Here is a 15,023-nt window from a genome sequence, read left to right as displayed (position 1 = left end):
ATTCTTTATTATTTTACTCCTGTACTCCCAAAACCACCTTCTCCTCGATCGGTTTCAGAAAGTAGTTCTACTTCAGTCCATTCTGCTCTTTCGTGTTTTGCAATCACTAATTGAGCAATACGCTCGCCATTATTTACGATGAAATCCTCATTAGATAAATTTACTAAAATCACGCCTATCTCACCTCTATAATCTGCATCGATTGTTCCTGGAGCATTGAGTACTGTGATTCCTTTTTTGGCTGCCAGCCCGCTTCGTGGTCTAACTTGAGCTTCTATACCAACTGGTAATTCTATAAATAATCCTGTACCAACGATCGTTCGTTCTAACGGTTTTAGAGTTCTAGATGCTGATAGACTTGCTCTTAAATCCATTCCTGCGGAAGCACTAGTTTCATAATGCGGTAGATCGTGATTGGATTTGTTGATTATTTTTATGTGCATGTTATCTTTTTAATAGTTGTATTAGTTGTTTTTTTTCTGAAAAGAACACGATACCCAAAAATACGATTAACATTGAAATTCCTATCATATAATTTTCTCTAAAATAGTAGAAAGAAAGAATGGACATTCCAATTGAGAGTATAAAATACAAACCTATTTTCTTGAGATTATATGGGATTGGGTAATATTTTCTTCCGAAGTAATAAGAAAGCAACATCATAATTAAATAAGCAACTAATGTGGCAATTGCAGACGCTTTATAACTATAGGCTTTAATAAAAAAAATGTTGATTATTAAAGTGATTATTGCCCCAACGATAGAAATATAAGCGCCAAATTTTGTCCTGTCTGTAATTTTATACCAGACTGATAGATTGTGGTAAATTCCCAAACAGAAGTTAGCTAACAAAATAATTGGCACTACCCACATGGCTTCCCAATAGGCTTCACTTCTAACAATATAAGGTTTTAAAAGATCTGCAAAAACGACTACAGTTAATAATATTACAGAACCAAACGCAACAAAAAACTCTAATATTCTAGCATAATTTTTTTGGGGATTTTCTGTTTTTGCGTGACTAAAGAAAAAGGGTTCTATTCCCAACCTATACGCTGTAGCAAATAACGTCATAAACAATGCTATTTTGTAGCAAGCTGAATACATCCCGATTTCAGTTTCGGCAATATCTGGTGGTAGTAATCTATCTAATAGTATGCGATCGAATGTCTCATTTATGGAGAAAGCAACTCCCGCAATTAAGACAGGAGACGCATAACGAAACATGGTCTTCCATAATTTGGAATCGAATTTATACTTGATTTTGGTATAAAACGAAAGCACGAAAATTAATGTTACAGCACTTGCAATGAGGTTAGCAATGAAGATATAACTGATTTCAAAATTATCTACGCAAATACTATTAAAGAAAGCGCCATAATAGGATAGATCTGCCAACCATAATAAGAAAAACAAGTTAAGGCCTAGGTTAATCGCAACATTAAGAATTTTAATAATTGCATACCGCATGGGTTGTGATGTTGCCCTAAGCCAAGCAAATGGGATAATGACTAGTGCATCTAGAAGTAAAATCCAAATCACTAGATTGATATATTTTACATCAATTTGAATTAAGGCTGCTATTTGATTCTGAAATATTAAAGCAAGAACAAAAAAGCCTAAAGAAGATATGATTATCGAAATTGCAGAAGTACCAATGACTTTATCTTTATCGTCTTCCTTGTTGAAAAATCTAAAGAATGCGGTTTCCATACCGTAAGCTAAAATCACATTAAATAATACAAAATAAGAAAAGATTACAGAGACTTTGCCATATTCTGCAACAGATGATAGCACACCATCTGTCGTATAAAGAGGCACTAACAAGAAACTCAACATCCTAGGCAAAACCGTAGCTAAACCATAAATAAATGTTTGTTTGAAAAGAGATTTCAGTGCACTCAAGAGTTCAATTTTGTTGGGCTTAAAAATACGTTTTTAGCAAACGTCAACCAAAGATATATTATTGGATCTCCTCTGGTCCATCTTCATAATATTGGCCTTCGTTTTCTATAATATCAGTTAGCTTAGATAATTAATTGAATTTCTTGTTTGGATTTGGTGGAGCGCTTGGGTAGTTTAAAGGCTCTCTTTCTTTTATGTTTGAAATTTTATAATATTGTGTTTTACCACTTTTAGTATAGCTTACAACGCACTCATGATCTTTTAATTCAAAAGGCATAGATTCATCAGTCTTTATTAATTGGTTATTATATTCTTCGTTGGCATCACTACTCATAACGACATCTTTTGGCTGATTGAAGTCTGTTTGAAACCGACCAACATATAATATTTCATTTCCATTTTTCATTTCTAGTTTTGAAGCTCTCCCTTTAAAATACACACTATCTAATTCGACTGATGTATTCATTACGGGAATAAAGAGGTTCAATCCAGAACCTCCACCACTTACTCCTGCTGTCCAGTTTTGGTAATACACTTCTCCAAATTGTGCTGGTGCTTCTTTTTGTAATTTTTGAGCAGATGAGCATTGAGAGAAACTTGCCATAAGAATAAACATTACAGATAAAAATGATATTTGTTTTAATAGTTTCATTTTAAAGTATTAAGAATTATAAATATACAATTTCAAATTTAATGCCATAAAAAAGCCCAACTCTTTCGATTTGGGCTTTTTAAAATTATAATAAGATTTCTGCCTGCGCAGTAATTTTTTAATTATTCAATGCTTCGGCTCCACCAACAATCTCTAAGATTTCATTTGTAATAGAAGCTTGACGCGCTTTGTTATATGTTAATTTCAATTGATCTCTCAATTCTGTTGCGTTATCTGTTGCTTTGTGCATGGCAGTCATACGCGCACCATGTTCTGAAGCAAAACTATCTCTGATGGATTTATACAACTGCGTTTTTAATGACTTCGGAATTAATTGCTCAACTATTTCTTCTTTTGATGGCTCAAAAATGTAATCAACATTTACATTAGCTTCACCTTTCATAGGAACAATTGGTAAAAACTGTTCTGCCATAACGATTTGGGTTGCAGCATTTTTAAATTTATTATAGATAATCTCAATTTTATCAAAATCACCTGCTATGAACTGATCCATCAACATCTGAGCAATTTCAGAAACGTTATCAAAAGTTAAATCATCAAAAATCTGACTTTTATTGGCTATAACTTTATTTGTTTTTTTAAATGCATCATTAGCTTTCTTACCTATTGCCAGATAAGATACTTCTTGGTTGGCGTAAGTATTTTTTGTACGATTTGCAACCTCCTTGATGATATTAGAGTTAAAAGCTCCTGCAAGACCTCTATTTGAAGTAATCGCTACTAATAATACTTTTTTAACTTCACGTTGCTCAGCAAATTTACTACTTGAATCTCCTTCTAAAGTTGCGCTTAAATTTTGTAAAAGCTCTGTTAACTTATCAGAATAAGGACGCATTGCAGTAATTGCATCTTGAGCTTTCTTTAATTTTGCAGCAGATACCATTTTCATGGCACTGGTAATCTGCATCGTTGAAGATACTGAAGATATTCTGTTACGTATTTCTTTTAAATTTGCCATCTTTCTATCTTAAATACTTTCCGAAGAAACTATTTTTAAATATTATACAATTAAAGTACTGTTTCTATTTTAAAGTGAAACAGCAGCAAGTATTATCCTTTATACTTAGCAGATAAATCTTTAGCTACAGTTATAAGTGTATCTGTAACCTCGTCTGTTAGTTTTCCTGCTTTTAAGGTATCTAATACATCTCTGTGCTTAGCGTTTAAGAATTCTAGGTAATCTCTTTCAAATTCTTTTACTTTATTTACAGGTACATCTCTCAATAAGTTTTTAGATCCTGCATAAATAATTGCCACTTGATCTTCCACTTTAAAAGGATCATTTTGACCTTGCTTTAAAATCTCAACGTTACGTTTTCCTTTTTCAATTACATTTAAGGTAACCGCATCTAAATCTGAACCAAACTTAGCAAACGCTTCTAATTCACGATACTGTGCTTGATCTAGTTTTAATGTACCAGATACTTTTTTCATTGACTTAATCTGTGCGTTACCACCAACACGAGATACCGAAATACCTACGTTAATTGCTGGACGCACACCAGAGTTAAATAAATCTCCATCTAAGAAGATTTGTCCATCTGTAATAGAAATTACGTTTGTTGGAATATATGCTGAAACGTCACCTGCTTGAGTTTCAATAATTGGTAAAGCGGTTAAAGAACCACCACCTTTTACAATTGGCTTAAGAGAATCTGGTAAATCATTCATCTCTTTTGCAATTGAATCATCATTTATAATTTTTGCAGAACGCTCTAATAATCTTGAGTGTAAGTAAAATACATCACCAGGATATGCCTCACGTCCTGGAGGACGACGTAATAATAAAGATACCTCACGGTATGCAACTGCTTGTTTTGATAAATCATCAAATACAATTAAAGCTGGACGACCAGTATCTCTAAAATATTCTCCAATAGATGCTCCCGTAAATGGCGCATAAACTTGCATCGCTGCAGGATCTGATGCGTTTGCAGCAACTATTGTTGTGTAAGCTAACGCTCCTTTTTCTTCTAGTGTTTTAGCAATAAGTGCCACTGTTGAAGCCTTTTGGCCTACAGCAACATATATACAATATACAGGATTACCTGCATCGTAAAATTCTTTCTGATTTATAATAGCATCAATACAAACTGCTGTTTTACCAGTTTGTCTATCTCCAATTACCAACTCACGCTGACCTCTACCAACCGGAATCATAGCATCAATTGCTTTAATACCTGTTTGTAATGGTTCTGTAACAGGTTCTCTATAGATAACACCTGGAGCTTTACGCTCTAAAGGCATCTCATAAGTTTCTCCAGCGATAGGTCCTTTACCATCAATTGGATTACCTAATGTGTCAACCACACGTCCAACAATACCTTCACCTACATTAACAGAAGCGATACGTTCCGTACGTTTTACCGTAGATCCTTCTCTAACTCCAACCGAAGTACCAAGTAATACAATACCTACATTGTCTTCCTCAAGGTTAAGTACGATACCTTCCAATCCGCCATCAAATTCAACTAACTCACCATATTGAGCGTTAGCTAATCCGTAAGCACGTACAATACCATCACCTACTGTTAATACTGTTCCAACTTCGTCTAATGAAGCACTTGCTTCAAAACCTGCTAGTTGTTGTTTTAAGATTGCTGATATTTCAGCTGGTTTTACTTCTGCCATCTTTTTATTATTAGATATTAGACGTTCACTTTAATTTTAAATCTGCATTGTTCACAAATTATCTAGTGACCGAAAAATGTTTAATTTAATGTAAATTCTTTTTTTAACTTATTCAATTGGTTAGAGATACTAGCATTGTACTGTATATCACCAACACGTAAAATGAAACCTCCAATAATTGTTTCATCTACGATATTTTTAACTTCTATATTTTTAGCATTGGTCAATTCTTTAACTTTAGCTAAAACCTTAGTCTTTAAATCCTCAGTTAAAGGCACTGCAGTGGTCACGTTTGCAGTAACTACATTTTGTGACTTTTCATATAACTCAGTATAGATTGTTGCAATATTTCCTAAAATACTAACACGCTTATTAGATACCAAAACATCTAATAAACCAGAAAACATAGGATTAGCATCAGGAAACACTTTAAGTAATGCTGCCTTTTTATCTACAGATTTAATAACTGCACTTTGAAGCATGTTACTTAAATCCTGACTTTCATCAATAGCCTTGGCAATAACTACCATATCCTCATTAACCGCTTGTGCAGTATCCTGAGTCTTAGCTAAATCTAAAACTGCTTTCGCATAACGAATGGCTGCTCTTGTTCCTGCCATGATTTAATTTAATTTTGCATCATCTAACATAGACTCTACCAATTCTAATTGTTTGCCTTTATTAGATAATTCTTCTCTAACAACTTTTTCTGCAATCTCTAAAGATAAACTTGCTACTTGAGATTTAAGTTCTGCCATTGCAGATTTTTTCTCAGCGTTGATAGCAACTTGAGCTTGCTCAATCATTTTGTTTGCTTGAGCCTGAGCTTGAGTTTCAGCATCTGTAATCATTTGTGCTTTCATTTCTCTTGCTTCCTTTAGCATTGCTTCTCTTTCTAATCTTGCTTCTTGCAATAACTTTTGGTTATCTGCTTGAAGGTTTTCCATTTCACGCTTTGCGTTTTCTGCAGCATCTAATGCACCTTGAATTCCTTCTTCTCTCTCGTTAAGTGAGCTAAGAATTGGTTTCCACGCAAACTTTACCATTAAAAAAATAAGTAGCAACAATAGTATTGTTTGCACTACGAATAATCCCGGTGAAAAGTCATTTAATAATTTATCCATCTTAGTAAATAATTATGTGTTCTTTTTTTAATTTTAAAAACACGTCCTGCAACCAACCGTTACAGGATAGTGTTTTGTAAATTTGATCTGGTTCTTATTTTCCTAAGAATAAAGCTCCAAATGCCAAACCTTCTAAAAGTGCTGCAATGATAATCATCGCTGTCTGGATTTTTCCTGTTGCTTCTGGTTGACGTGCAATACCTTCCATTGCTTTTCCACCAATCTGTCCAAGTCCAATACCTGCTCCGATTACGATTAATCCTGCTCCAATTAAATTGTACATAGTAAAAATATTTATAGTTAAATTAAAAAAAACTCTTATTAAATGAAATCCCCTCTTACATCTTCTGCGTCAGGAACTTCGTGACCATGATCATCATGTGCATGGTCGTGGTCGTGCTCTGCTACAGCCATACCAATAAACAGTGCTGAAAGCATTGTAAAGATATAGGCTTGTAAAAAAGCTACCAAAACTTCTATCAATGTTATAAAAAATGACAATACTAATGATAATCCCGTTGCACCAACAACACCAAGTGAATCTTTAAGCGTAAACATTATTGCAATTAAACTCATAACCACAATGTGTCCTGCTGAAATATTGGCAAATAAACGAACTAATAAAGAGAATGGTTTTATTACAAACGCTCCCGCTAATTCAATAACTGCCAATACTGGTCTAATTAAAATTGGAACTCCAGGCATCCATAAAATATGCTGCCAATAATCTCTATTACCACTTACAGTATATATTATTAATGTAAAAATAGCCAAACACGCTGTTACCGCTAATTGACCTGTAACATTAAACCCAAATGGTGTTAGTCCCAAAAGGTTTAATAGCCATATAAAAAAGAAAACCGTTAATAAGTACCCTGTAAACTTTCTATAATGTTTATCTCCAATATTTGGTCTAGCAATTTCATCTCGCACATATATCACAAGAGGCTCTAAAACACGAGCAAAACCTGTTGGTATTTGTTTTTTCTTGTATTGTTTAGCTAATCTAGAAAACCAGAACAACATTAACAAGCCTATTAAAAGAACTCCAAGCACACTTTTCGTTATCGAAAAATCTAAAACCTTATGACCATTAGCAGCATGGTTGTCTTCGTCAAATTTCACTTCGGAAGCGCCAGCGTCTAATTCATAAATCTTAGAGTGTATTTTTGCGAATTTGAGTCCGTTTTTTTCGACGATTACACTTCCGTCATCATTATGGTGAAATGCAGAAGACATAAAAGTAGTTAAACCATTGCTAGTCCATAAAATTACCGGAAGCGGAAAACCGACGTGCTTACGTTCTCCAGCATCGCTTGTGTAAGAAAACAATGTAAAATCGTGAGAATCCTGAATGTGGTGTAAAATATAAGCATCAACTTCGCTCTTAGTATCTACTTGACCATCTCCTTCAGAAGAATTATTTGCAAATGAAACTGTTGAGAAAAACAGCAGACTTACAATCGCTAAAAATTTAAAACTTTGTTGAAATATCTTCATTGTTATAAAATCAAAAAACTACTCTTTCTAAATTCGGTGCAAAAGTACGTAAATAATTAAAAAAACCATCACCTTTTTTATCTTAAAATTTAAGGCTTCTTTTCTCCTAAAATTCGTACAATAAAATAGACCTCTAAAATCAAAAAGAGAAGCAGCGGGACAAGAAGGTTTACGCGCTCTAGTATAGATAAAGATTCTAATTTAAAAATTGAAGATTTGAAAAGGGCAAAAAACAATATTCCTTTTATAAATAGTGTTGGCAAATAGATAAAACCAAGCTGTGGCCTCAACTTTTTAATTGATGAGAATAACAAAAAATGGATGCAAATTAGTAAAGAAGAAATCGCAAAGAATAAATTTGTGTTCCAAAGACTAAATCGAATAGAAGAAATATTTTGACCCAAAATTCCCTTTTGAGTTAAATGCACAGTTACAAATAACAAAGTAAAAGCTAGAATATATAAAAGTAAGGATTTAATCATCTTCTTTCGAAACTTTTATAACCTGGGCTATAACCATATACATTGCAATAAATACAGAAAGTAACGTCACTATATTTTCCCAAATATCGTTATCAAATTTTGTGTCTAGCCATTTTCCGAAGAGATTGCCCAACCAGATCGTGGCTCCCATTTGAAACGCAACTGATGTAAACCTGATAAATTTATTTGGCTTGCTGATTTTGGAGTACTTTTTGTTGCTCTGGTGTTCCATTAATTGACTCTTTTAAGGCACCCTTCATCGAGCATGTGGCATTAAATGTTGCTCCTGGTTCTACAGCTAACTTACCAACAATAACCTCTCCCTCAACATATGCTGAAGATTTAAGTGATAAGGTGTCTGACAAAAACAGCTTACCCATAAACTTACCTTCAATATCTGCATTAGCGCTTTTTAAAGTTCCGTTTATAACTCCTGTTTTACCAATGATTACCTTGCCTGGTGTTTTAATATTGCCTTGAATTGAGCCTTCGATTCTAAAATCGCCCTCACTAATAACATCTCCTGTTATTACTGTTCCTTTTGCAATCGTATTTTGTTGTGAAATTGAGTCTGAAGCCATACGTCCTGTTTTTTTGTCTGAAAACATAGGTTAAATTTATTGAGATTCTAGGTATTCGTTTAAATTTTTATGTCGTTGTACAATTTCATAATTAGGAGATGAAATTGAATAATAACTTCTATCTATCTTATCTTTATTTTCTTTTAAGATTTCAGCAAAACCAGCTGCTCCTTGAATACTTTTAAGCCCATGAACTACAACAAATGTCGTATTTTCATCATAGAAATCAACCGATGTTGACAAATCAAAATAGTTGATTTTCTCAAGTGCGGTGTCCAGTTTTTTCACAAAATCATCTATCTCGCCTTTTTCAGCATTGGTAAAGGGATATAATACATTAAAACGTTTTCCTGTATCGTCGCTTACAAATTCTTTTTTAGCAAGAATCGGGATTGCGTTCTCTAAAATTTCTTTCGCTTTTTTTCCTTCTTCGGAATTTGGATACGTCAACGCAATATAGTTTACACCTTTTTTATAGGCTTCAAATCCATTTAACCTTCCGTTGGCAGAAGCTTTTAAGATTTCAAACTTAGGAACCATTGGATCGCCTTCAAACTGTGTAATATATTCATCTGCTTTAGCTACTACCTCAGCATATTCCTGATCGCCAAATTGCTTAAATAAGTTGTTGTATAAACTTTCTGGACTGTTTTCGTCTTTTGCGAATTCTGATTTTGGATTGAGCAGTATTTGCGCATATCTAGACTCTGGATATGCATTTATGATATCATTCTTCATGACATTGGCTTTATTCTCCAAGCCTAATTCCATATAGATTTTATAGAGATTGTATTTAGAGGGCAATATCAAACGCTCTTCTGGATCGTTCTGTAATAATGTCTCTAGCCTAACTTTAGCTAATTCAAATTCGCTAAATTTTTCTTTGTAGATAACACCAAGTTGATAATAGGCATAATTTCTGTCTTTTGCCAAACTATCAATTTCCTTTTGCTCTATTGGGATTTGCGAAATATAAAACTGAGGATCAAAGCGCTCATCTTCTGTTGCATTTGCAGCGATATCGATTACCTCTAAATTGTTTTGACCTCTTCCAGCAGTATTGGATAATCTCCAATTATCTTTTAATTCTCTATTTCCCCAAATTTTTACGAATTCACTTTTTCCGTAGGAAACTGTTGTAGGGTTATAAAAGTAAAATTCACTTTCTTTACCGCTATTGGTGGCCACTCCTGGATTTGCTCTTACAGATTTTAAAACTGCGTTACCATCTACTTTACTGTTATTATTGAGGTTCCCGGTTTTTAATCCAGAACTTGCTGCATTACGACGCTCTTCGGCTTCTTTCTTTTCTTTTTCGGCTTCTGCCAACAGTTTTAATTCCTCGGTATAGGTTGTAAAATAAGTAAGCCTTTCTTCTTCGGAAAAATTTACCAATCTTATAATACTGTCATTTTGTTGAGCAATATCTTCGTAATAAATGACATCCTCAAGATTTTCCCTTTTACGCTTAACAACGCGATAGGGCTTAGAGTTAAGCTTCATGTTCGTCATTGTACTATCGTAATAAGCACCTGCTACTTTATATTCTGCAACGTCAAAGCTCATGTCCCCAAGAGTGGAATAATCCCGTGATTTTAATTCTTTATCTCCTAAATTGGTGCGTAATGATTTGTTGTAATAGGCTATTGCCATAGAATCTCGTTCATTCGCTCTATGAAACTCTGCAATGCGGTAATAAATCTTATCTAAAAACGGACGATTTTCTCGATCTTCTTCCAAATCTGTTAAGTATTCTAAGAACTCGATCTGGTTTCCGTTTTCCATATCAAAGTTATTTGATTTGGCTAAGTGTGCATTGATGTAGTATGGTCTCGGGATCTTACGGTGCATATCAATGACCTTATCGTAAGCCAGGTTTGCGCTGTCTTTTTTTCCGAAGTCATCATACAATTGTCCAATGATATAATTAAAACGTGCTTTTTCCTTATTCTTATTTGTGAAGTCTGCAGCAATTGAAAGTTGGGCAAGTGCGCTGTCTTTTGACTTAGTATTAATATAGGCTTGAGCTAAAATAGAGGTTGCATCTGCCAAATCCTGGTCTTCTAACTCTTCTTGTTCTAAAAGGCGTTTGAGGTTCTTAATAGCAAGCTCATTATTCTCTAATCTAATGTTTGCTTTCTCTCTCCAAACTTTTGCTGTATTTATTTTATCACTTGCTGGATATTTGTACAAAATATAGTTGAAAGCCTCTAAAGCTGGCACAAAACGTTGATCGAAATAACGTGCTTGACCCAACAACAAATAAGCTTCATCAATTTGGGGATTGTACTCTTTACCCTTAATGTTCATCCCATGTTTTTGAACTGCTTTAATTGCTTTTTCCTCAGCACGTTCAAAGTCTTGGTTTTTGGATTGACCTGGTAATATAAAATCGTCTGAAACCTGCATACGCTCTATAGGCAACAGTTGCCAATAGTTATCTGTTGCAGCGTTATCTACTGTTTCTCTTCCGTTTTCTAAGGCAATATTACCGTTATAGAGAATATTATATTTTGTGCCTAAAGCATGAAAATTACGGTTTACAAAGGTGTCTTTTTTACGAGAACAGCTTGTAATGATCATTGTTATGCAAAAGACTGATATTAAGACTTTAAAAGATGTATTCAAAAGGTTTAGTTTTTTGTAAATACTATAACTATAATCGCTTACATATATTATGTAGCGTTGTAAAAATAAGCATCTTTTTGAATTATTGCTGCAAAAAGCTAGGTTTTTAGATGTATTACAAAGGTTTTAAACCATTTCTGTTCCCGAAAAATGTGCCTCTAGCTCTTTTAAAGTTGCCTCATTAGTTGCCAAATCTTTTACAACTTCTCCTTTTTCTAAAACAACTATACGTTCGCAAACATCTGTGACGTGCATTAAATCATGACTTGAAACCAAAACCGTGACACCTTGTGTTTCTGCGAGATTTTTAATAATTCCTTTTAACCTAATTTGAGTTGTAGGATCTAAATTTGCAAAGGGTTCATCAAGAATAATGACTTCTGGGTTGCCAATAAGAGCTGCTACGATTCCTGCTTTTTTCTGGTTTCCTTTACTTAAATCCCTGAGGTATTTTTTTTGACCTAGAATTTCTCCATGGAAAAAATCTTCAAACTGAGCAATCAACGCATCTACATCTGCCTTATTTTGACCTCGAAGATCTCCTATGAAATAAAAATATTCTTCTGGTGTTAAATAACCTATTAAAAAACTTTCATCAATAAAAGCAGAGGTGAACGGTTTCCAGTCTTCACTTTCATTAACCAAAATATTATTGCTTGTAATTGAACCAGTAGTTGGTTTTATGAGATCAAGAAGCAGACTAAAGTACGTTGTTTTACCTGCTCCATTATTTCCAACAAGACCAAAGCTTTGACCTTTTGGAATGCTTAAATTATCTATTTTAAGTACGGTTTTATTTCCGTAGGATTTTGAAAGGTTTGTGGTTTCTATCATAATAAATTATTTAATCTTGACTAAAAGCGTCAATCATTTTATATTTTGAATCTAAATATTTTTGAGTGATAAATTTGATGAGTTTTTTATGTAATATAATGCCTGTTAAACCGCACAAAATAAGTGCAAGCAATCCTACTTCGAAATTCACAAAAAAGGCTGTTAAACCAAAAATAGCTGCTGGTAAAATCATTAACGGAATTCCAATGATCCACTGTACAGCTCCCGTACCTTGATAATTAAAGGCTGCTCGCTGATTTAGGTCTATTTTTTTACGGTTATAAGATCCTCCAAACATGATCACGTAACTATTAACACCTATGTTGTAAAATGCTGCTGCAAAATGTGCTGCCAATATTTTCCATCCAAAATAAACATACGGAACACTTAAGACAAACATGATAATCACACTCAAAATCATGAGCGTGTATTTAGACTTTAAATACTGTTCATATTTAATATTTTGACTCATTAGCATTTTGTAATAACCACTATCCCAAGCTGGGATAAATTGACCAAAATTTATCAAGAAAATACCGGTCACGAAAATACCTACAAACCCAAAAATCATTGGAGAATCTGCAAATTGTGGGTTTGGATAAAAGACCAAACCATAAAGCAAACCAAATATCAATAAAAATACGGTAGATCTTGGTCGTTTATTTCTCCAAATGAGTTTTAAATCTAATTGCATAAATGGCGCAATATCGCCAAAACGCTTTGTCCATTCCATTGAAGATGCATTAACCACAGCAACCTTGCTTTTTAATGAGCTATCGAGATATAATTTAGATTTCAGTATCTTGAAATTGACTATATAAAGTGCAATCAAAATAAGTATTGGCACCAATATAAAAATCGGGTTGTTATAAATAGCTGTAAATGCGTTAGCTATTAATTCTGAAAATGAAATAACCTCAAAATGATTAAGCGCAAACAAACTTCCTGCGAATAGAATAATTGGGAGGAAAGACAGCTCTTTTTCCGAAGAAAAACTTTCTATTATAAAGTTTAGAAAATTTACGATAAGAGTTACAACCATTATTGCTAAAAACCAAAATAGCACCGAAATTGTTGGGTAACCATTTATAAGCAACATGATGCTAAAAGGCACAAATGCAAATAATGGTAGCCAGTTAAAAAATGAAAATGCCGATTTTCTCAATACATAATGCACCACTTTATTGCGTTTTATAGGCAATGTAAGCAAAGGTTTTACAGACATTACTGGCAATTTTTGCAAAAAGAACCGCATGAGCATATCTGCCAAGATATAAAAGAAAAGATAACTGTTAAGCGTAGCCAATGGGTCTTGGTCTGGAAAAAATTTCTTAAGCGCTGGATATAAGCCAATACCCATTATTAAAAATGAGACTATGAAGTAAAGGGCAAAAAATATCATTAATATTTTTATCCCAATGCTTTTATTAAAGCTTGCAGAACGAAGAAACTGTTTCCATTCTAGATTTAGAAAATGTTTGAGTTTCATTATTTGGTTGATTTCGTTTTGATTATTTCTTGTACTTACTGGCTATTTGAGTTAATTCCATACCCCAAGTTTGACCAATCATCATTCCCGATTGTGTTAAACTAGCTTGTTTAGATGCCAGCTTTTTACCTAAATCTGATTCATAAAAAGTCACTAACTGTGCAATCTCTTCTTTGGTAAATTCTTCCATGTAAAGATCTGCCATTTTACTATATAAACCATCTAGAGTCCCTATAGCTTCTTTGGTATATGCCTCTTTTTTGTCTTCTGGCACCATGGCGCCAATTTGCTCAATAGCGTTATCAAATGCATCTCCAGCACCTGTAAGTTTTATAAACTCGATTGTTTGAGCTTTAAATTCTGAATTATCTTGTGCTTGTATTGTAAGTGTGCAGATAAAGGTGATTACGAATAGTAATTTTTTCATAGAGTTTTCTTTATTAATGGTTATAAAATATTAGTAGTAAAGATTGGTTTTTTGTTACAAACTAAATTCCGGATAAGTTTTATTTAGTAGTGTTTCGGCTTTGTTTGGCAATAGCTCAAGGCTCACAAACATATAAATAATAAAGAGCGTTGTAAAAACAGAAACACCTAACGTGAACCAAAAGGAATTGGAATGATCTAAAGAGATATTGTACCAAGTTGGGAGTTGGGAGATCAAAATAAGACCTGCGCCTCCAGCTTGCCTGAAAATCATTTCTTCGAGCATCCATTTTTTATTGCTTTTTTCTTTTCTACGTCTAAATTGTCTATTTAATTTAATGCTCTTAAAAGTACTCCAAACCAAGATCAAACTATAAGAAATTATAAGCATCGCAGCCATATAAGCTGAAGAGAACATTGCATAACACGCTATGAAAATGCTTACCGTTATTAATAACTTTGGCAATGTAAACCACTCCTTAAATTCATGCCACAAAAACTTTACATAACGCTTACCCATTGCTTTTTGACGTTTTGAAACCACATCCATAAAACCAAAGACTCCAAACTTTTTGAAAGCTATAGTTTTGGCTTCTTCATAAGGCAATTGTGGCTTTGCTTCCCAAATATGCTCGATATCATTGGCGAGATGATCGACAAGTTCGGTTTGTAAATCGTAATGCTCCACAAAATGAAGTCGTGTAAAATTGTATAGGTCTTGTATTTGGTTTGCTGTAATTTTCATGAATT

17 protein-coding genes are annotated in these 15,023 nt (G+C 33.7%); all 17 read right to left on the bottom strand.

Going from position 1 to position 15,023, the window contains the following annotated elements; genetic code table 11:
• Nucleotides 1–8: 8 nt before the first annotated feature.
• The 17 genes from dut to GQ40_RS13360 all read right to left on the bottom strand — a co-directional run bounded on the left by dut (nt 9) and on the right by GQ40_RS13360 (nt 15,018).
• Nucleotides 9–443 (bottom strand): dUTP diphosphatase, encoded by a 435-nt coding sequence (gene dut, locus GQ40_RS13440; protein ID WP_047549413.1) that lies wholly within the window; start codon nt 441–443, stop codon nt 9–11.
• Between the two features lies 1 nt (nt 444).
• The gene (locus GQ40_RS13435) at nt 445–1,905 is read right to left on the bottom strand and encodes an oligosaccharide flippase family protein (RefSeq protein ID WP_047549410.1); all 1,461 of its coding nucleotides are present in this window, start codon (nt 1,903–1,905) and stop codon (nt 445–447) included.
• Nucleotides 1,906–2,035: 130 nt separating this feature from the next.
• Nucleotides 2,036–2,557: a hypothetical protein gene (locus GQ40_RS13430; RefSeq protein WP_047549407.1), complete on the bottom strand. Its 522-nt coding sequence runs from the start codon at nt 2,555–2,557 to the stop codon at nt 2,036–2,038.
• A gap of 118 nt (nt 2,558–2,675) precedes the next feature.
• Nucleotides 2,676–3,536, bottom strand: coding sequence for an ATP synthase F1 subunit gamma (gene atpG / locus GQ40_RS13425; protein WP_047549404.1), 861 nt, complete (start codon nt 3,534–3,536; stop codon nt 2,676–2,678).
• Between the two features lie 92 nt (nt 3,537–3,628).
• Entirely contained in the window at nt 3,629–5,209 is a 1,581-nt protein-coding gene (gene atpA, locus GQ40_RS13420; protein ID WP_047549401.1) for a F0F1 ATP synthase subunit alpha, read from the bottom strand.
• Nucleotides 5,210–5,289: 80 nt separating this feature from the next.
• Complete coding sequence (atpH, locus tag GQ40_RS13415; RefSeq protein ID WP_047549398.1) at nt 5,290–5,829, bottom strand: ATP synthase F1 subunit delta; 540 nt, start codon at nt 5,827–5,829, stop codon at nt 5,290–5,292.
• A 3-nt stretch (nt 5,830–5,832) separates the two neighbouring features.
• Nucleotides 5,833–6,333: a F0F1 ATP synthase subunit B gene (locus tag GQ40_RS13410; protein WP_047549395.1), complete on the bottom strand. Its 501-nt coding sequence runs from the start codon at nt 6,331–6,333 to the stop codon at nt 5,833–5,835.
• Between the two features lie 94 nt (nt 6,334–6,427).
• Nucleotides 6,428–6,616, bottom strand: coding sequence for an ATP synthase F0 subunit C (gene atpE / locus GQ40_RS13405; protein ID WP_013993139.1), 189 nt, complete (start codon nt 6,614–6,616; stop codon nt 6,428–6,430).
• A 38-nt stretch (nt 6,617–6,654) separates the two neighbouring features.
• The gene (gene atpB, locus GQ40_RS13400; protein WP_047549387.1) at nt 6,655–7,833 is read right to left on the bottom strand and encodes a F0F1 ATP synthase subunit A; all 1,179 of its coding nucleotides are present in this window, start codon (nt 7,831–7,833) and stop codon (nt 6,655–6,657) included.
• Nucleotides 7,834–7,922: 89 nt separating this feature from the next.
• A complete protein-coding gene (locus GQ40_RS17930; protein WP_047549385.1) occupies nt 7,923–8,315 on the bottom strand; it encodes a DUF6168 family protein in 393 nt (130 codons plus the stop codon).
• A complete protein-coding gene (locus tag GQ40_RS13390; RefSeq protein WP_047549382.1) occupies nt 8,308–8,547 on the bottom strand; it encodes an AtpZ/AtpI family protein in 240 nt (79 codons plus the stop codon). Before GQ40_RS13390 ends, GQ40_RS17930 begins: the two co-directional genes overlap by 8 nt.
• Nucleotides 8,498–8,923 carry a polymer-forming cytoskeletal protein gene (locus GQ40_RS13385; protein ID WP_047549379.1) on the bottom strand — a complete coding sequence of 142 codons (426 nt, stop codon included), beginning with the start codon at nt 8,921–8,923 and terminating at the stop codon, nt 8,498–8,500. The genes GQ40_RS13390 and GQ40_RS13385 overlap by 50 nt, the downstream gene beginning before the upstream one ends.
• 9 nt (nt 8,924–8,932) lie before the next feature.
• The gene (locus GQ40_RS13380; protein ID WP_052184263.1) at nt 8,933–11,479 is read right to left on the bottom strand and encodes a tetratricopeptide repeat protein; all 2,547 of its coding nucleotides are present in this window, start codon (nt 11,477–11,479) and stop codon (nt 8,933–8,935) included.
• A gap of 171 nt (nt 11,480–11,650) precedes the next feature.
• Nucleotides 11,651–12,358 carry an ABC transporter ATP-binding protein gene (locus tag GQ40_RS13375; RefSeq protein ID WP_047549373.1) on the bottom strand — a complete coding sequence of 236 codons (708 nt, stop codon included), beginning with the start codon at nt 12,356–12,358 and terminating at the stop codon, nt 11,651–11,653.
• A 10-nt stretch (nt 12,359–12,368) separates the two neighbouring features.
• The gene (locus GQ40_RS13370) at nt 12,369–13,847 is read right to left on the bottom strand and encodes a DUF5687 family protein (RefSeq protein ID WP_047549370.1); all 1,479 of its coding nucleotides are present in this window, start codon (nt 13,845–13,847) and stop codon (nt 12,369–12,371) included.
• 22 nt (nt 13,848–13,869) lie between these two features.
• Nucleotides 13,870–14,274 carry a DUF2059 domain-containing protein gene (locus tag GQ40_RS13365; protein WP_047549367.1) on the bottom strand — a complete coding sequence of 135 codons (405 nt, stop codon included), beginning with the start codon at nt 14,272–14,274 and terminating at the stop codon, nt 13,870–13,872.
• A 54-nt stretch (nt 14,275–14,328) separates the two neighbouring features.
• Nucleotides 14,329–15,018, bottom strand: a complete 690-nt coding sequence (locus GQ40_RS13360; RefSeq protein ID WP_047549364.1) for a hypothetical protein — start codon at nt 15,016–15,018, stop codon at nt 14,329–14,331.
• Nucleotides 15,019–15,023: the final 5 nt, after the last annotated feature.

It is taken from the genome of Psychroserpens sp. Hel_I_66 (genome assembly GCF_000799465.1).
In the GTDB taxonomy this organism is placed as follows: Bacteria; Bacteroidota; Bacteroidia; order Flavobacteriales; family Flavobacteriaceae; genus Psychroserpens.
Note: the sequence above shows the minus strand (reverse complement) of the source record. Positions and strands in the feature narration are given on the sequence as shown.